This is a genomic window from Synechococcus sp. SYN20, assembly GCF_014279555.1.
GTDB lineage: Bacteria > Cyanobacteriota > Cyanobacteriia > PCC-6307 > Cyanobiaceae > Synechococcus_C.
This window is the reverse complement of sequence record NZ_CP047959.1, coordinates 2317611-2334018: the sequence shown is the minus strand read 5'-3', so window position 1 is coordinate 2334018 and position 16408 is coordinate 2317611. Positions and strand designations below refer to the sequence as shown.

The 16408-nt window shown below is 55.9% G+C and carries 18 protein-coding genes; 15 read left to right on the top strand and 3 right to left on the bottom strand.

Going from position 1 to position 16408, the window contains the following annotated elements:
* Positions 1 to 180: 180 nt before the first annotated feature.
* Genes SynSYN20_RS12385 through SynSYN20_RS12365 form a run of 5 tightly spaced genes read left to right on the top strand, consistent with a single transcriptional unit; the run spans position 181 to position 5324 of the window.
* Entirely contained in the window at positions 181 to 540 is a 360-nt protein-coding gene (locus tag SynSYN20_RS12385) for a ferredoxin-thioredoxin reductase catalytic domain-containing protein (protein ID WP_186523911.1), read from the top strand.
* Between the two features lie 5 nt (positions 541 to 545).
* Positions 546 to 1985 (top strand): Fe-S cluster assembly protein SufB, encoded by a 1440-nt coding sequence (gene sufB, locus SynSYN20_RS12380; RefSeq protein WP_186523910.1) that lies wholly within the window; start codon positions 546 to 548, stop codon positions 1983 to 1985.
* A 50-nt stretch (positions 1986 to 2035) separates the two neighbouring features.
* A complete protein-coding gene (sufC, locus tag SynSYN20_RS12375; protein ID WP_186523909.1) occupies positions 2036 to 2824 on the top strand; it encodes a Fe-S cluster assembly ATPase SufC in 789 nt (262 codons plus the stop codon).
* A 2-nt stretch (positions 2825 to 2826) separates the two neighbouring features.
* Entirely contained in the window at positions 2827 to 4059 is a 1233-nt protein-coding gene (sufD, locus tag SynSYN20_RS12370) for a Fe-S cluster assembly protein SufD (RefSeq protein ID WP_186523908.1), read from the top strand.
* Complete coding sequence (locus SynSYN20_RS12365; protein ID WP_186523907.1) at positions 4056 to 5324, top strand: SufS family cysteine desulfurase; 1269 nt, start codon at positions 4056 to 4058, stop codon at positions 5322 to 5324. Before sufD ends, SynSYN20_RS12365 begins: the two co-directional genes overlap by 4 nt.
* A 6-nt stretch (positions 5325 to 5330) precedes the next feature.
* Here the strand turns inward: SynSYN20_RS12365 and SynSYN20_RS12360 are convergent, their stop codons facing one another.
* Positions 5331 to 6032 carry a class I SAM-dependent methyltransferase gene (locus SynSYN20_RS12360; protein WP_255476267.1) on the bottom strand — a complete coding sequence of 234 codons (702 nt, stop codon included), beginning with the start codon at positions 6030 to 6032 and terminating at the stop codon, positions 5331 to 5333.
* A 37-nt stretch (positions 6033 to 6069) separates the two neighbouring features.
* Between SynSYN20_RS12360 and SynSYN20_RS12355 the strand changes: the two genes are divergently transcribed.
* From SynSYN20_RS12355 to SynSYN20_RS12345, 3 genes are read left to right on the top strand one after another with little or no spacing between them, the layout of a single operon-like run.
* Positions 6070 to 6621 carry a DUF1543 domain-containing protein gene (locus SynSYN20_RS12355; RefSeq protein WP_186523905.1) on the top strand — a complete coding sequence of 184 codons (552 nt, stop codon included), beginning with the start codon at positions 6070 to 6072 and terminating at the stop codon, positions 6619 to 6621.
* A gap of 54 nt (positions 6622 to 6675) precedes the next feature.
* Positions 6676 to 7788 (top strand): S-methyl-5-thioribose-1-phosphate isomerase, encoded by a 1113-nt coding sequence (gene mtnA / locus SynSYN20_RS12350; RefSeq protein ID WP_186525637.1) that lies wholly within the window; start codon positions 6676 to 6678, stop codon positions 7786 to 7788.
* A gap of 13 nt (positions 7789 to 7801) precedes the next feature.
* The gene (locus SynSYN20_RS12345) at positions 7802 to 8470 is read left to right on the top strand and encodes a class II aldolase/adducin family protein (protein ID WP_186523904.1); all 669 of its coding nucleotides are present in this window, start codon (positions 7802 to 7804) and stop codon (positions 8468 to 8470) included.
* Here the strand turns inward: SynSYN20_RS12345 and SynSYN20_RS12340 are convergent.
* Complete coding sequence (locus tag SynSYN20_RS12340) at positions 8460 to 10376, bottom strand: prolyl oligopeptidase family serine peptidase (protein WP_186523903.1); 1917 nt, start codon at positions 10374 to 10376, stop codon at positions 8460 to 8462. The two genes, SynSYN20_RS12345 and SynSYN20_RS12340, sit on opposite strands and share 11 nt — an antisense overlap.
* Before the next feature lie 65 nt (positions 10377 to 10441).
* Here SynSYN20_RS12340 and def point away from each other — a divergent pair, with 65 nt between their 5' ends.
* The 5 genes from def (at position 10442) to SynSYN20_RS12315 (ending at position 12382) form a co-directional block, all read left to right on the top strand.
* Entirely contained in the window at positions 10442 to 11050 is a 609-nt protein-coding gene (def, locus tag SynSYN20_RS12335) for a peptide deformylase (protein WP_186523902.1), read from the top strand.
* Positions 11051 to 11054: 4 nt separating this feature from the next.
* On the top strand, positions 11055 to 11252 hold the full coding sequence (locus SynSYN20_RS12330) for a hypothetical protein (RefSeq protein WP_006854479.1): 198 nt from the start codon (positions 11055 to 11057) through the stop codon (positions 11250 to 11252).
* A gap of 59 nt (positions 11253 to 11311) precedes the next feature.
* Positions 11312 to 11890 (top strand): DUF3747 domain-containing protein, encoded by a 579-nt coding sequence (locus SynSYN20_RS12325; RefSeq protein WP_186523901.1) that lies wholly within the window; start codon positions 11312 to 11314, stop codon positions 11888 to 11890.
* A 53-nt stretch (positions 11891 to 11943) separates the two neighbouring features.
* Positions 11944 to 12114 (top strand): 30S ribosomal protein S21, encoded by a 171-nt coding sequence (gene rpsU, locus SynSYN20_RS12320; protein WP_006043142.1) that lies wholly within the window; start codon positions 11944 to 11946, stop codon positions 12112 to 12114.
* 130 nt (positions 12115 to 12244) lie between these two features.
* On the top strand, positions 12245 to 12382 hold the full coding sequence (locus SynSYN20_RS12315; protein ID WP_222929776.1) for a hypothetical protein: 138 nt from the start codon (positions 12245 to 12247) through the stop codon (positions 12380 to 12382).
* 12 nt (positions 12383 to 12394) lie between these two features.
* Here the strand turns inward: SynSYN20_RS12315 and SynSYN20_RS12310 are convergent, their stop codons facing one another.
* Positions 12395 to 13966 (bottom strand): YifB family Mg chelatase-like AAA ATPase, encoded by a 1572-nt coding sequence (locus tag SynSYN20_RS12310; RefSeq protein WP_186523899.1) that lies wholly within the window; start codon positions 13964 to 13966, stop codon positions 12395 to 12397.
* A gap of 69 nt (positions 13967 to 14035) precedes the next feature.
* Between SynSYN20_RS12310 and SynSYN20_RS12305 the strand changes: the two genes are divergently transcribed.
* Both SynSYN20_RS12305 and SynSYN20_RS12300 read left to right on the top strand, forming a co-directional pair.
* Positions 14036 to 14377: a histidine triad nucleotide-binding protein gene (locus SynSYN20_RS12305; protein ID WP_186523898.1), complete on the top strand. Its 342-nt coding sequence runs from the start codon at positions 14036 to 14038 to the stop codon at positions 14375 to 14377.
* 25 nt (positions 14378 to 14402) lie between these two features.
* A complete protein-coding gene (locus SynSYN20_RS12300; RefSeq protein ID WP_186523897.1) occupies positions 14403 to 16391 on the top strand; it encodes an ATP-binding cassette domain-containing protein in 1989 nt (662 codons plus the stop codon).
* The last annotated feature ends 17 nt before the right edge of the window (positions 16392 to 16408 follow it).

The following is a 16408-nucleotide window of genomic DNA, read 5'->3' as shown; positions in this document are numbered from 1 at the left end:
GTCCGCTCAGCGGGTGCCTGCCCCTTCAGAATGCTGGGGTCTCCGGACGATGGATCTGTGCCTTAGTCTCCTAGAAACGAAACCCTTTTGTTTCGTATCTCGGTCTAGGCCTGACTCCTGACCGGAGTGTATTCAGACTTTCGTTCTGACTACGTCCTCTTCTTTCCCCCCTTGAGCCCAATGTCCGATGCGTCCGCTGGCAGCACAGAGCCGACAGCTGAAAGCCTTGAGGTCATTCGCAAATTTGCCGAAACGTACGCCCAACGGACCGGAACCTACTTTTGTAGTGATCCCGGCGTCACGGCTGTTGTTTTAAAGGGTCTTGCTAAGCACAAAGACGATTTGGGTGGCGCGCTGTGCCCATGCCGTCACTACGAAGACAAGGAAGCTGAAGTGTCTCAGGCCTTTTGGAACTGTCCTTGCGTGCCAATGCGAGAGCGCAATGATTGCCATTGCATGTTGTTTCTCACCGAGGACAATCCTTTCCGCTGTGAAGACCAGACCATCAGCACTGAAACGATTCACGCCACGGCAGGTTGAAGTCCATGACCAGTACCTCCACACGCGATCTTGTTAGTCAGCCGTACAAGTACGGTTTTATTACTGACATTGAAACCGAGAAGATCGCAAAAGGTCTTAGTGAGGAGGTGGTGCGACTGATTTCTTCTAAGAAGAATGAGCCTGAATTCCTCCTCGATTTCCGGCTCAAGGCCTATCGCCAATGGCTCAAGTTGCAAGAGCCTGACTGGGCTGCATTGGGTTATAAAGCTATTGATTACCAGGATATTGTTTATTACGCTGCTCCAAAGCAGCAAGAGAAAAAGCAAAGCCTTGATGAAGTTGATCCCAAGCTTCTCGAAACATTCGAAAAGTTGGGGATTCCTTTAAGTGAGCAAAAAAGGCTTAGCAATGTTGCTGTCGATGCTGTCTTTGACAGTGTTTCGATCGCAACCACCTACAAAGAAAAGCTTGCTGAACATGGAGTGGTGTTTTGCTCCTTCACTGAGGCGGTTGCTGAGCATCCCGAGCTGATTGAGAAGTATCTCGGCTCGGTTGTTCCAAGTAACGATAATTACTTTGCAGCTTTAAATTCTGCCGTTTTTAGTGATGGATCATTCGTGTTCATCCCTAAGGGTGTGGAATGTCCAATGGAGCTTTCTACATATTTTCGAATTAATTCTGGCGATACCGGACAGTTTGAACGCACGTTGATTGTTGCTGAAGAAGGAGCATCGGTGAGTTATTTGGAAGGTTGTACGGCGCCGATGTTCGATACAAATCAGCTTCATGCTGCTGTTGTCGAGCTTGTCGTTTTGGATGATGCTTCGATTAAGTATTCCACGGTCCAAAATTGGTACGCTGGTGATGAGAATGGTGTTGGCGGTATCTATAACTTTGTGACTAAGCGTGGCCACTGCCGAGGTGCTCGCAGCCGTATCAGTTGGACGCAGGTCGAAACGGGTTCAGCGATCACCTGGAAATATCCAAGTTGTGTGTTGCAAGGTGCTGATTCCGTGGGTGAGTTTTACTCAGTGGCGCTCACGAATAATCGCCAGCAAGCTGATACGGGAACGAAAATGGTGCATGTCGGTCCACGCACCCGTTCCACGATCGTGAGCAAAGGGATCAGTGCTGGTCACTCAAGCAATAGTTATCGGGGTCTTGTTCAAGTTGGCCCGAATGCCAAGGGTGCTCGAAATTACAGCCAATGCGATTCGATGCTGATCGGAGATCAGGCTGCAGCAAACACTTATCCATATATCCGCTCTCAGCAACCTCAAGCTGCGATCGAACATGAGGCCAGTACTTGCCGCATGTCGGAAGACCAATTGTTTTACCTCCAAAGCCGTGGCATCGGCTTCGAAGAAGCCGTGTCGATGATGGTGAGCGGGTTTTGTCGGGATGTGTTCAACCAACTCCCCATGGAGTTTGCGGCCGAGGCCGACAAGCTTCTCGCTCTCAAGCTTGAGGGGTCGGTGGGTTAATCCCAGCGCCAAACTTTTAATACTCGTTTTTTTCTTCGTTTTCTTCTGACGTGATTCGTCCCGACGCCGAGCTTCTCCTCGAAATCAATGATCTGCATGCGTCCGTTGAGGACAAGCCGATCCTGAATGGGGTGAACCTGCAGGTGAAGGCCGGTGAGATTCACGCCGTAATGGGGCGTAACGGAAGCGGGAAGAGCACGTTGTCCAAGGTTTTGGCTGGTCATCCCGCTTACCGCGTGACGTCTGGGTCTGTGCGTTACCTCGGTCGTGACCTTCTTGAGTTGGAGCCTGAAGAGCGCTCTCGACTTGGCGTGTTCTTGGGATTCCAGTACCCGATTGAGATCCCTGGAGTCAGCAATCTTGAGTTTCTCCGGGTCTCCACAAATGCCCGGCGCGAGAAGCAAGGGAAGGAAGAATTTGACACGTTTGATTTCGATGATCACGTGCGTAACCGCTTGCAAGTGGTGCAAATGGACCCTGCGTTTCTTGAGCGCAGCGTGAATGAGGGTTTCTCTGGTGGGGAGAAAAAGCGCAATGAGATTCTTCAGATGGCTCTGCTGGATCCCGTGGTTGCGATCCTCGATGAAACCGACTCTGGGCTTGATATTGATGCCTTACGCATCGTTGCTGGAGGTGTGAATGAGTTGGCGAGTCCCGACAACTGCACGTTGCTGATCACTCACTATCAGCGGCTTTTGGATGAGATCACTCCGGACTACGTGCATGTGATGGGGGCTGGTCGCATCTTGCGAACCGGGGGGAGTGAACTGGCTCTGGAGTTGGAAAAAATTGGTTACGACTGGGTGGATCAGCAGCTCGCGGCCGAGGGGGTGGCCTAACGATGGCGATGCCCGAGGGTTGGTTGACGCAGCTTCCTGCACCAGCAGGGACACTGGAGCCGGTTCAGCGCCGGGGACGCTTGGCTCTGTCAGAGCAGGGCTTTCCCAGCAGGAAGCAGGAGTCGTGGAGGCTTACAGATCTCACGCGCCTTGAGGCGCTGTTTCAGCTGTCGATTGCGGATCAAAAAAGTGATCGCTCAAGTGCTGACAGCTTGCCCAGCGTTCCTGAGCAGGCTCTGAGACTTGTGATTGATGGCAGCCTGGATCCCTTGCAGGGTGTGACCTTGCCGGCAGGGATTTCGCAGCTTGAAGGTGCTGAGTTGCAGCAAGCTCTCGGCCATACCTTGTCCCGTTGTCGTTGCGCGTCGGATTGGCCGGTGGAGCTCAACCACGGAGTGAGTCAGCAGATTCTGGCGTTACGCATTCGCGGCAACGTTCCACCGGTTGAGTTGGTCATGCTTGCGGCCAACGCCATGTTGGTTCCAACCAGGGTTTTGCTGTTAGTTGAGGAAAAAGCAGAGCTTGAGCTTCTCCAGGTTGTGAGTGCTCAGGGTCAGGCTGCCCACAGTCATCTTCTCGAGATTCATCTCGGCCAGGAATCCAAGGTGAACCATGGCTTGCTTGCCTTGGGCGAAGGCCAAGAGGCTCTGCTCGCCAACCTGGCTGTGGAGCAAGAGTCACGGAGTCACTACTCCCTAGTTTCGGTGTCGCAGGGCTGGTCGTTTGGACGGCTGGAGCCGCGTGTTGTGCAGGTGGATGGCCAGGCTTCTACGTCGATTCATGGCCTTTCCGTCACCGCTGCTGATGAGCAGTTTGCGGTCCATACCGCGATGCGTTTTGAGGGCCCGGAAGGCACGCTGGATCAAGTGCAAAAAACGATTGCAGCGGATCGCTCTCACAGTATTTTCAACGGAGCGATTCAAGTGCCGAGGCCGGCGCAGCGCACCAACGCCTCCCAGCTCAGCAGGAACTTGTTGCTCTCGGGACGCGCCCGCGTTGATGCCAAGCCCGAGTTGGAAATTGTGGCCGATGACGTTCGTTGCACGCACGGGGCCACCGTGAGTCAGCTCCAGGAGGATCAGCTCTTTTATCTGCGTAGCCGTGGCATTACGCAGTCCTCTGCGGCAGCCCTGCTGCTGCGTGGTTATTGCAAGGAAGTGCTGGATCGCTTGCCTCTCGAGGGCTCGCAGCGCTGGCTGGGCGACAGCTTGCAAGTGGGAGGGATGACGCCATGACGACACTTCCCCGTAACGCTGCCGTTACCCTTGCGGAACGAGTGCGTGCTGACTTCCCGATCCTTGATCAGGTTTCAAGTTCTGGTCAGCCCCTGATCTATTTGGATCATGCGGCCACCAGTCAGAAGCCTCATGTGGTGCTCGACGCGATTCAGCATTACTACGCCTGCGACAACGCCAATGTGCATCGAGGTGCCCACCAGCTCAGCGCACGTGCGACGGAGTCGTTTGAAGCGGCTCGTGCCACGACCGCTGGCTTGATCGGTGCATCGAGTTCAAAGGAGATTGTGTTCACCCGCAATGCCACGGAAGCCATCAATCTGGTGGCGCGCAGTTGGGGTGATGCCCAGCTGAAGGCTGGTGACGAGGTGCTGCTCACCGTGATGGAGCACCACAGCAACTTGGTGCCTTGGCAGTTGCTCGCTGAGCGCACCGGTTGCGTACTCAGGCATGTGGGTGTGACCCCTGACGGCACCCTTGACCTCGCCGACTTGCGCGATCAGCTCTCGGAGAAAACGCGCTTGGTGAGCTTGGTCCACATCAGCAACACTCTTGGCTGCTGCAACCCGATTGAAGAGATTGCAGCCCTCGCCCATGCGGTGGGGGCCAAGGTTTTGGTGGACGCTTGCCAAAGCTTGGCTCACAAATCCATTGCCGTGCAGAGTCTCGGGGCTGATTTCCTTGTGGGCTCCTCTCACAAGCTATGTGGCCCCACCGGAATGGGGTTTCTATGGGCATCGGAGCAAACCTTGATGGCGATGCCACCCTTCCTTGGTGGTGGCGAGATGATTCAAGAGGTGTTCTTGGATCACAGCACCTGGGCGGAACTCCCTCATAAGTTTGAAGCGGGCACACCAGCTATTGGTGAAGCGATCGGCATGGGTGCTGCAATTACTTATTTGCAAACCCTTGGACTCGATGCGATTCAGGCCTGGGAGGCGGAGCTCACCATCCATTTGTTTGGCCGGCTTCAATCGATCGATGGCCTGCGCATTCTTGGTCCCACGCCAGAGCAGCAGCCTGATCGAGGAGCGCTGGCCACGTTTGTGGTGGAGGGTGTTCATGCCAATGACATCGCCGCGATGCTTGATCTCTCCGGTGTTTGTATTCGTAGTGGTCACCATTGCTGCCAACCCCTGCACCGGCTGTATGGCGTGACCGGATCAGCTCGCGCGAGCCTTAGTTTTTGTACAACGCATGCTGAGATTGATCGGTTCGCTGATGAGCTCGTCAGTGTGATTGAGTTTTTCCGTGAAAACGGCTAATGAGTTTTAGATGGGCTGAAGCAGCGCTACAGCTTCAGCATTGTGTTGACCGTTCCAAGCCCAGCAGAATGACCAGCCCAAGGCTCGAGCTTGCTTTTCCAACCAACCTCGGTTGGCTGGAAAATCATGGGTTTGGATGTGTTGGGTGATCGATTCTCGTTGCGTCTGACAGAGACCAGGCCATTGGTTGATTCGGTTGAAATATCTGCTGAGATAGTCCAATCGTGATTCTTGATTGGGAAGAAAGACATCCACCCAAATGAACAGGCCATTGGTCTCAATACGCTCCCTGGCACCCTCCAGAAACAGCAGCTTTTGGTCTTGATCTAGATGGTGTAACGCGAATGAGGAGTGTATGAGGTCGAATTGATCATTCGGGTTGGAACAAGCCCAGTTCATGAGATCGCCGTGCTCCCAGAAACAGGGGTAAGGAACGGATCCCAGGTTGCGTTGAGCGAGTGGCAGAACTGCTTGTGTGAGGTCTAACCCGACGTATTTTTCAAGTGGAAGGGTCTGGAGTAGGGGTGCCAGCTGCCCGAGGTCTCCACAGCCCAGATCAACCATGGAAACGGCTTGAGTCTGCTCTTCTCGTAGGGCCAGCCATTGTTGAATTGCACCGGTAGTGGCATTACTAATTTCGCGGTGTTCCATCAGGTTGTGTTCAACCAGGATTTGGTACGTGGCCCATTGCCTTGCGAATAGATCCACGCATGATTCACATCTGGACCACACGATGGCACGGTGAGTGAGCCCTTCCCACCCCTCACCTTTGGAGCTCTCAACCTTGTTTTTGGTGGTACTCGGAGGTCGCACTGATCGGAGCTTGATCGAGCTTCACGATGTGCGCTTTGTGGCGGGCCGCTGCATCGAAGACACCTATCCCGAGCTTCGTCGGCAGTGGTTTGGTCGCCGTCGTGGGTTGCATCTCGACAGCTACATGGCCGTGCATTGCATTGATGGCTGGCGCGTCACCCTTGAGCGGGAGCCTCCTTCAGAGAAGCAGCGGCTGTGGTTCGTCAACCTCGGGGGCTATCAACCCGATTCGCTTGCGGAATTGCATCACTTTGGACTTGTGGTGGCCCCTTCGCTGCAAGCCGCTAAATCAGCAGCCAAGAAGCGCTGGTTGCTGGATGCGCTTGAGCAGCACAAGGACGATCTCAGTGCCGTGGATGATTGCTTGGCGATTGAACAGTTGTCTTTGACAGAGAGCAACAGTGTGTATGTGCATCTCCATCTCCAGCTCGATGGTGAAAGTCAGCACCAGGTGCCTGACTGGTTTGGATATCGACCGATTTGATCAGCAAACGTGAGTGGTAAAACAATTGTTCCGGAGAACTGGCGCGTTTCGACCATGAACATTGATGGCCAGGCCTGGCGGACGATTTGGCTTGAAGCCGATCAGCGCTCCGTGGGTGTGATCGATCAAACCCTGTTGCCACATCGCCTGATCACTCGAACGCTGACGCGTTGTGATCAGGCGGCAGATGCGATCAGCACGATGGTGGTGCGGGGGGCGCCACTAATTGGGGTGACAGGCGCCTATGGCTTAATGCTCGCGCTTCAAGACGACGCCAGCGATGCTGGCTTGGCCCAGGCCTTTGATCAGCTCAATGCCAGTCGGCCCACAGCCGTGAACCTGCGTTGGGCTTTGGAACGGGTTCGTGATGTGGTGCAGCCGTTGCCGGAAGCGGAGCGAGCGGCTGCGGCTCGGCGGGAGGCGGCACTGATTGCTGATGAAGATGTGGCGATGTGCGAGGCGATTGGGGAGCATGGACTCGATCTATTCCGAACGCTGGCAGAGCAGCGACCGCGTGAACGACAGAATGAGCCGCTTCAGGTGCTCACCCACTGCAATGCGGGCTGGTTGGCGACCGTTGACTGGGGAACGGCGTTGGCACCGATTTATAAGGCCCATCGCGCCGGGTTGAACATTCATGTTTGGGTGGATGAGACCCGGCCGCGCAATCAAGGGGCATCGCTCACGGCCTATGAGTTGGCGCGTGAGGGTGTGCCGCACACCGTGATCGTGGATAACGCAGGTGGTCACCTGATGCAGCATGGCCAGGTGGATGCTGTGATCGTTGGGACGGATCGGACTACGCGCTGCGGCGATGTGTGCAACAAAGTTGGCACCTATCTCAAGGCTCTGGCGGCTCACGACAACAACGTTCCCTTTTATGTCGCCCTGCCGACGTCCACGATCGACTGGCGCCTTGCGGATGGGGTGGCAGAGATCCCGATTGAGGCGCGTTCCGCTGAGGAAGTGACCGCCATTCAGGGGCGGGTCATCGCTGGGGAGTCGGCTGGTGAAATTGTGAGCGTGCAGCTCACGCCTGATGGTTGTGCCGGGTTTAATCCGGCATTCGACGTCACCCCAGCTCGGCTTGTCACGGCTTTGATCACCGACCGAGGCGTAGCGAAGGCCAGCGAAGTTGGCCTGAAGGAGCTTTACAACCGTGGTTGATTCATGGATAGGGATGAACGATCGGGCGTTGCGCTGTGAGCTCGTGGACGTGGCCCGTGCCATGAACAGCAGCGGCTTGAATCAGGGCACATCCGGCAACCTGTCGCTGCGAATTGAGGGGGGATTGTTGGTGACCCCCAGCTCCTTGGCCTACGACTTGATGGAGCCGGAGGATCTGGTGGCAATCGATTTTTGCGGCCAACCTTTGCCAAGCGGGCTCCCTGGCCATGACCGCAGACCGTCTTCAGAGTGGCGATTGCATGCCGATGTCTTCGCTGATCGGCCCGATGCCATGGCGGTGTTGCATTGCCATCCCATTCATGCAACCGCGCTGGCCTGCCATGACAGGGGGATTCCACCGTTCCACTACATGACAGCGGTGGCTGGTGGTGACGACATTCGTTGTGCTCCCTATGCCACCTTCGGCACCGCTGAACTGTCGGCCCATACAGTGCAGGCACTGCAAGACCGCCAGGCCTGTTTGCTGGCTCACCATGGATTGGTCAGTTTGGGACGGGATCTTGATCAGGCGCTGAAGATTGCCGTTGAGGTGGAAACGCTGGCACAGATGTATTTGCAAGCTCTGCAGCTCGGGGAGCCGCCGCTGTTGTCGTCATCACAAATGGAAGAGGTGCATCGCCAGTTCCGTGGGTTGGGATATGGCCAAGCCACTAACAATTGAGGTGTTGCCGGAAAAAGCGCTCTGTTGCCTCCAGAACGGCTACCTGCACGCTGCTATCTCGGAAGCCATGACCTTCCTCAGGGAACGTGTGCACTTCCACTGGGATGGCATTGCGGCGTAAAGCATCGGCCATGCGTTCGGTTTGCTGTGGCAGGACGACCTTGTCTTTGAGACCCTGGAAAAAGATCACAGGACAGCGGATCTGTTGTGCATGGCGCAGCGGCGATCGCTGCTCATAAAGGTCCCGCTCCTGTGGCCAGGGGCCGATCAGTCCATCGAGATAGCGGGCTTCAAAACGGTGGGTCTCTGTGGCTAAAGCGCTGGGATCGCTCACGGCATAGCGGCAGGCACCAGCGCGGAAGACATCGGTGAAGCAGAGGCAGGCCAGCGTGGTGAAGCCACCGGCGCTTCCCCCTTCGATGGCGATGCGATTCGGATCGGCATGCTTCGCAGCAATCAAAGTTTTGGCTGCTGCTGCGCAATCGTTGACATCCACCACGCCCCACCCCCCCTGCAGTCTGTTTCGGTAGGTCCGGCCAAATCCTGTGGATCCCCCGTAATTCACGTCCACCACTCCCCAGCCCCGGGAGGTCCAGAACTGAACCGCGAGGCTGAGGCCGCGGCGGGCCATCGACGAAGGCCCGCTGTGACTTTTCACTAGCAGGGGGGATGATGCATCTGCTCCCCCGCTTGGGGGGTAATACCAGGCATGGGTGCGTTGCCCGCCAGACCCGTCGAACCACAAGGATTGCCCCACGCTGATCTCGTTGACCTCCATGGCGGCGGCGGCGGCGGCTGGAGTGTGTGTCCAGGTTCCTAAGCCCAAGTCGAGCTCCAGAAGCCCTTGGCCTGTGGTGCTGTTGCTTGTGATGGCAACAGCCCTGCCATTGGATGCGTTCAGATCGGCGAGATCGTTGAAGGGTTGTTCCACCCTCTCTGCAGAGCCGTCGAGCCCAAGTCGTTGCAACTGCCATTCACCTTGATCGCAGACGGCAGCTAAGAGCTTGTTCCCATCCCAAGCGGTGGTACTCATCCCAAACACCCACTGGGGCATGGCCGTCTCCTTGGCCATCGGCCAGAGACGTTGCCAGTGGCTACTGAAGTTCTCGGTGCTGGGATGGCGCATCAGATTCCACCAGCCGCTGCTGTCCTCAGCTACGACGAGGCTTCCATCCGGCAGCCATTGGGGTTGAAACACTGAGATCCCCTGGGGCTGTGAAGGTTCACCGCCGGCGATCATGTGGCAATCCTCCAGTGCTCCAGAGGTCCTAAGCCGCGCCACAACCAGCTGGGAGCAATCCCAGGGCATGGAGGGTTGCCGCCATTCCACCCAGGCAAGCTCGGCTCCGTCTGCGCTGAGGGCGAGATAGCCCGCGAAATCGGCCGGCTGATGCACGACAACAGGGGTTTGATTGCGTTGATCAAGGTCCACGCTCACCAAGCGATCACAACCGGCCTCCTCGATGACGCCCAACCATCGCGATCGGGCATGGTCGATCACCCCGCCCCCCAGCGCGCTGTCGCTGGGGGAGGTGAGCCGTTGGGGGCTGGCTATGGCTTGCAGCGATTGGGCGTTAGCCCCATTCAGGCCTGTCCAGGCTTGGAACCAGAGGCAAGCGTCGTTGTCATCGACCCAAACCAGCTGGAGTGTTCCTGCCGTCAGGGTCGCCGTCAGCGGCGCTCCCCCGTAGTCGTGCACTCTGCTGCGCAAATTAATTGGCGCTGGCGTGAGTTCCAGGGGTGTGGTTTCTGTCTCCCCCCAGCGGCGAATGAATGCTGTGGTGCGGCCTTTTTCGTGGGGTCGCTGCTCGAGCCAGAGCACCCAATCGCCAAGGAGTTGTGGAGCTCGCAGCACCGGAGTGCGTCCGAGCGCGGTTGTGGCGGGCAGGGGCTGTTGCAGAGACATGTCGAACGGATCAAGCAGAGATCAGGCCTGCCTAAGATCAGCACAACTTCAAGGTAGGAGGGGTTTTGGCTAGGAGCTTCGCCCAGTTGGCACGATCGGCTGAGAAAAGCAGCTCCTCTATTGCCGTGCCTAAGGAGCCCTTAGAAAGTGCTCCGCTCAATATTCATACTCTTGGCGACGATGCGCTACGGGCAGATGCTCGCCGGATCGGCAAGGTTGACGAGCGCGTGCGCGACTTGGTCCGTGACATGTTGCGCAGCATGTACACCGCCCGAGGCATCGGCTTAGCAGCTCCTCAAGTTGGGGTGCATCAGCAATTACTGGTAATCGACCTCGACCTTGAGACGCCAAGCACCCCACCCCTTGTCCTGATCAACCCTGAAATCACAACTTGCAGCGCATCTGTGGATACCTATGAGGAGGGCTGCTTAAGCATCCCTGGGGTGTATCTCGATGTAGTTCGTCCGACGGCTATTCAATTGAGTTTCAGAGATGAGATGGGGCGACCCCGCACGATGAAGGCTGATGGTCTGATGGCGCGTTGTATTCAGCACGAGATGGACCATCTCCGTGGGGTGCTGTTTGTCGATCGTGTGACCGATTCCAGTGGCCTCAACAAGGAGCTGAAGGACCATGGCTATCTCGCCAAGGACGTCCGCCCCATGACGCCTTAAACCGATGCCGATGAAACCCCTCTCTGGCCTGTTCCTGGCCCTGGCATGTGTGCTCGGAATCGCAGCTACAGGCTGTGTTTTTGAATTGGCATATGGAGATCCTGATCTGGGCGTGAATCCAACGCGATGGATCCTTGGTTTGAGTCTTCCGGCAACGCTTGGGTCACTTTTAGTCGCGATTCGTCTCAACAAACCGGCCTGATGGCACGTGCTCAGACGCAAAGGGACTAATACGATCCCCTTAATGATCGGATTTGATTGATGGGCCGTCCTTGGAACGCTGCTGTTGCTTGTGCTGTGTTTACGGCGACTGTCGCCACAGGTCTGCCGCAAGCAGCGAAAGCTCAAGGATCCGTCTTCACTGCTGCAGACGTTGACGAAAGTCAATTTGTGATGGTGTCGGCTCCCATCGGTAAGGGTGAGAGCTCTCAGCTGAATATTTATGAGCAGCGGAGCAGTGCCCGGCCTTGTTTTGCGGTGTCAGACGCTTCCCCTGCAGTGGTTGATCCCCTGTTGGCCAGTTTTGACTTCACCGGAATCTGTAACCGCTACATCGATGGCAATGGGTATTCCCTGCGCATTGGCGGCGATGACCTTGGAACGCGTTATCGACTCTCCGTGGTCAAAACCGGTTCCGATATCGAGCTCTTGGCCGTCCCGACGCGTGATCCCTCCCGCCCCACCATGGTGGTGGCTCGCTCAGGAGGGCCTGGAAACGGTTTCCTCAAGCTGAATCTTGAATCGGGCTGGAAGCTGATGAGGCGTCAATACGGCAAGCGCACGCTGGGACATCTCTATGTTTACCGTGATGGCATGCCTGGATCCCCCGGCGCCCTTTGAGCCATTTGCCGATCGCTTGCTACATTGCTGAGCTGGAAATCCTCGCTTTTTGAATGACTCAGGTCACGGTTGGAGAAAACGAAGGCATCGAATCTGCCCTACGTCGCTTTAAGCGTCAGGTCTCCAAGGCCGGGATCTTTGCGGATCTCAAGCGCCTGCGTCATCACGAGACTCCAATCGAGAAGTACAAGCGCAAAGCTCAGCAGCGCCGCCGCCGCCGTTGATCGGTCGGCATTTTTAGTTTTAAGCCCTCTGTTCTGTCGAAATATCGAAGGATCGGTATTTTGACTGGTTCTTTTTTTTAGTTGCGTTCCGAGACTAGAAGCATCTCGAATGGGATCCACCATGGCATTGATGTTTAAATCGCTTCGCGACTGGGTGGGTGAAACCCTCTCCCACGCCCTTGGAAATCCAAGTGAGGAGAAGAAGACGGTTCCTCCTGCGATTGGATTTCAACCGTACCGAGACGTTCCTGAAGAGGGATCGCGCTAAGCGGCGATCGGATCAAACAATGGCTTTGGGCCTTTGGTCATAGCTACGGAAGCAGATTGCTTCCGCAAGATGTTGTTCGCCCACTTTTGGTACAGCGTCTAAGTCGGCAATGGTTCGGGAAACGCGCAGAAGCCTCAAGCTGCTGCGCATGCTTAGCTGCCGTTTCGACACCACCTGCTCCCAGCATTGAAAGGCCCGTTCTTCGATCTGGCCGTAGCGGCCGAGCTCGAGCGCGCTGAGTTGGCTGTTGAGTTGGCCGCTCGGGTTCCGTTGGCACATTTTGATGCGCGCGGCTTGGATGGCTTCGGGGGAGACGCTCTCTTCCGTTTGGTTCTCTGTTGAATCTGCTGTTGTTTTGAAACAACGGCGTAGTTGGCCTGTTGGCACAGGTTCGAGGCGGCATTGAAGATCAAGACGATCCAAAAATGGACCTGATAGGCGGTTCCAGTAGCGCTGCCGTTGCAGCTCCGAACAACGGCAGCGGTTGGAAGGATCACCATGCCAGCCGCAAGGGCAGGGATTGGTGGCAGCCACCAGGGTCACCCTGCAGGGGAAGGCGCAGCGCAATCGCGCTCGGCTCATCCAGAGAACCCCCTCCTCCAAAGGCTGACGCAACTGATCGAGGATGGATCTTGGGAATTCGGTGAGCTCATCGAGAAAAAGCACGCCTCCATGGGCCAGGCTCAATTCACCGGGCCGAGGATTGGTGCCGCCGCCGAGAAGCCCCGCTGCCGTGGTGCTGTGATGCGGTGCACGGAATGGTCGTTGCCGCACCAGGCTTGTCACGCTGCCGAGCGTGCCAGCAATGGATTGAAGGCGGGTGAGCTCCAGAGCCTCTGAGTCGCTTAACGGCGGAAGAATCTTGGGGAGCTGGCGCGCCAACATTGTTTTGCCACAGCCAGGAGGCCCCACCATCAGGAGGTGGTGTCCACCGGCGGCAGCAATCGCCAGTGCCTTTCGCGCGAAAGGCTGAATCGTTAGGGGGGCTGCGGACGAGGGAGCTGAGGCGCTGGAAGGGCTCGTTGTCGTTGCAGGCTGCTCCCTTGTGGGCTGAGGGCAAGAGTTGTGCTCGATGCCATGCCGTAACTGCTCAACGAGTTGCCCCAGCGTCTGGGCGCTCACGATGGGGAGTCCGGCCACCAGAGAGGCTTCTGCCGCGTTGGCGGATGGCACCACAAACGCCTTGGCTTGCTGGGTCTTTGCTTGGCAGGCGATGGCCAGAATGCCGCGGCAGGGCCTCAAACTTCCATCCAGGCCCAGTTCTCCTGCGCAGCACAGCCCCTCCAGTTTTTGGGGATCAAGCTGACCGCTGGCGACGAGCAAGGCCAGCGCGATCGGGAGATCGAAGGCGGGTCCTTCCTTGCGTCGATCCGCTGGTGCCAGATTGACGATGACCCGCACGAGGGGGCCGCGAAAGCCGCTGTTGCGCAGCGCTGCTCGAACGCGTTCGCGCGATTCTTGAATGGCAGCATCTGGAAGTCCCACAAGCTGCAAACCTGGAAGCCCTGGGGCTAGATCCACTTCCACCGTGACGGGAAGCGCCTCCATTCCTTGAATGGATGCACTTGAGCAGCGTGCCAGCATTGGGTGGTTGCGGGGTAAGCATCTGATGCCCCACCCGTCTCATCCACTGTTTTGCCCAGGGTTGTGACCATGGCTGGCGACACGATTTTTGCCCGCATCTTGCGTGGAGAGATTCCATGCGATGAGCTTTACAGCGATGACAGCTGTCTGGTGTTCCGTGACGTTGCTCCGGCCGCTCCTGTTCATCTGCTGGTGATTCCGCGCAAGCCACTAGAGAGCTTGCGCGAAGCGGAGACAGCGGATGAGGAGCTGCTTGGGCATCTGTTAGTCGTGGCGGCGAAGGTTGCCAAGCAAGAAGGCTTAAGCGATTGGCGAACGGTGATTAATAGCGGAGAGGGTGCAGGGCAGACCGTGTTCCACCTGCACGTGCATGTGATCGGTGGGCGTTCCCTGGATTGGCCTCCCGGATGAAGGTGTGGCTTGAGAGAATGACGTCATGACAGCGTCTTCATTTGCCAGCAGCGGCCCGTTTAAAAATTTGCGTCATCAGCTGGCCAAGCTGCGTCACCTGGCCCAACCCTTCTTTTTGCCGCTCGATCAGGCGAGCGGATGGCAGTTCATTTGGCTGTTGGTATGCCTTCTATTTTGTGTTGGCGGTTTGGTGCTTGCGGTGCTTACCGCATTGATTCGCAGCCTGGATCAGTTTCAGCCGGACTTAACGGACAAATATCTCTCTGGTGTTTCGGGAACGATCGCCACGATTTGGTCGAGTTGGTGGGGCGCGGCTTTTGTGGCGCTCTTTTTGGTTGGTTTGGCCAGTTTCGTGGCTTTCCGTCAGCAATTGCGTCAAAGGCGTTGGCTTAATTGGGGCTTGCTGGCAACAATCGTATTCATGTTGCTTGCTGTGAATGGAATTAATACTGGGATTGGGTTTATCTATCGAGACATTACGAATGCCTTGGTTGATAAAGATCAAGGAGGCTTTTATGGGCGATTGGCAATCTATGGCGCCTGTTTTGTGATCGCCCTTCCGATTCGGGTGACTCAGGTTTATATCACCGCGAAGCTGGGGATTATTTGGAGAGAGTGGCTGTCTAAATCGCTGATTGGCGATTACATGAAAAATAAGGCGTATTACGTTCTTAACCCTAATAGTGAGGATGAAACAGATGTTGACAACCCTGACCAGAGGATTACTCAGGATACGGAGTCTTTCACGGCACAAAGCCTTAGTCTTGCTCTTGGGCTTTTTGATGCACTTCTAACGTTTTCGCTTAATATCTTGGTGCTTTGGAGTATCAGCTCCAGGCTTACTTTCACCCTGTTTGGATATTCAGCAGTTGCTACAACTCTATTGATTGTCTCAGGGCGCAATCTGGTAAGAATCAATTACGACCAGCTTCGTTATGAGGCTGATTTTCGTTATGGCTTGGTTCATATCAGGGACAACGCTGAATCGATTGCTTTTTATTCGGGGGAGGGGCAAGAAAAGCAAGAGTCATACAGGCGTCTTGGCTCGGTTGTTAAAAACTTCAACCTCCTGATTATTTGGCAGGTAATCATTGATGTCATGCGTCGATCGGTCTCCTATGCAGGGGTTTTCTTGCCCTTTTTGGTGATGGCTCCGGTATATTTTGCGGGTGAAATTGATTTTGGGGTTTTCAATCAGGCCAACTTTGCCTTCAACATGGTGGAGGGATCATTATTCTTCATCGTGGCCCGAATTGAGCAACTTGCTCAGTTCGCTGCAGGTATTAGTCGTCTCGAGGGATTCCAAACCAAGATTGAGCAGGTGAGCAAGCAGGCCCCTAGTAGCAATAGCCGTGTTGTTCCTGGAAGTAACAGCATCGTGATTCGTTCTGCCGACCTTTACCCTCCCAATGGAAAGAACCCGGTTATTGAAGATCTCACGATTGATATCGGTGACCACGACAAGTTGTTAGTTGTTGGGCCATCCGGATGCGGAAAGACATCACTCTTGAGGATGATTAGCGGCCTTTGGGAGCCCACTCGGGGCAGCGTGGAGAGGCCATCGATGGGTGACCTTCTGTTCATTCCTCAAAAGCCTTATATGCTGCTGGGCTCGCTCAGAGAGCAGCTTTGCTATCCAGCAGACGAGAACCGTTTTAGTGATGAACAGCTCCGAAGTGTGCTTGAGCAGGTCAGCTTGCAAAAGCTCGTGACCCGTTATCCCGACTTGGATATCAAGCAGGATTGGCCTCGAATCCTTTCCTTAGGAGAACAGCAGCGGTTGGCCTTTGGAAGGTTGTTGTTGAACTCTCCTAGTTTTGTGGTCCTGGATGAGGCAACCAGTGCCCTTGATGTGAAGACGGAGAAGCAGCTTTATGAGTTGCTCGTAGACCGAGATCTCTCGTTTATTAGTGTTGGCCATCGCCCTTCCCTCAAGCACTTCCATGACAACGTGCTTGAACTGCGGGGGGATGGCGATTGGAGCCTGATCCCCGCCAGTAGCTATCAACCATGACCAAATCTGATCAAGCC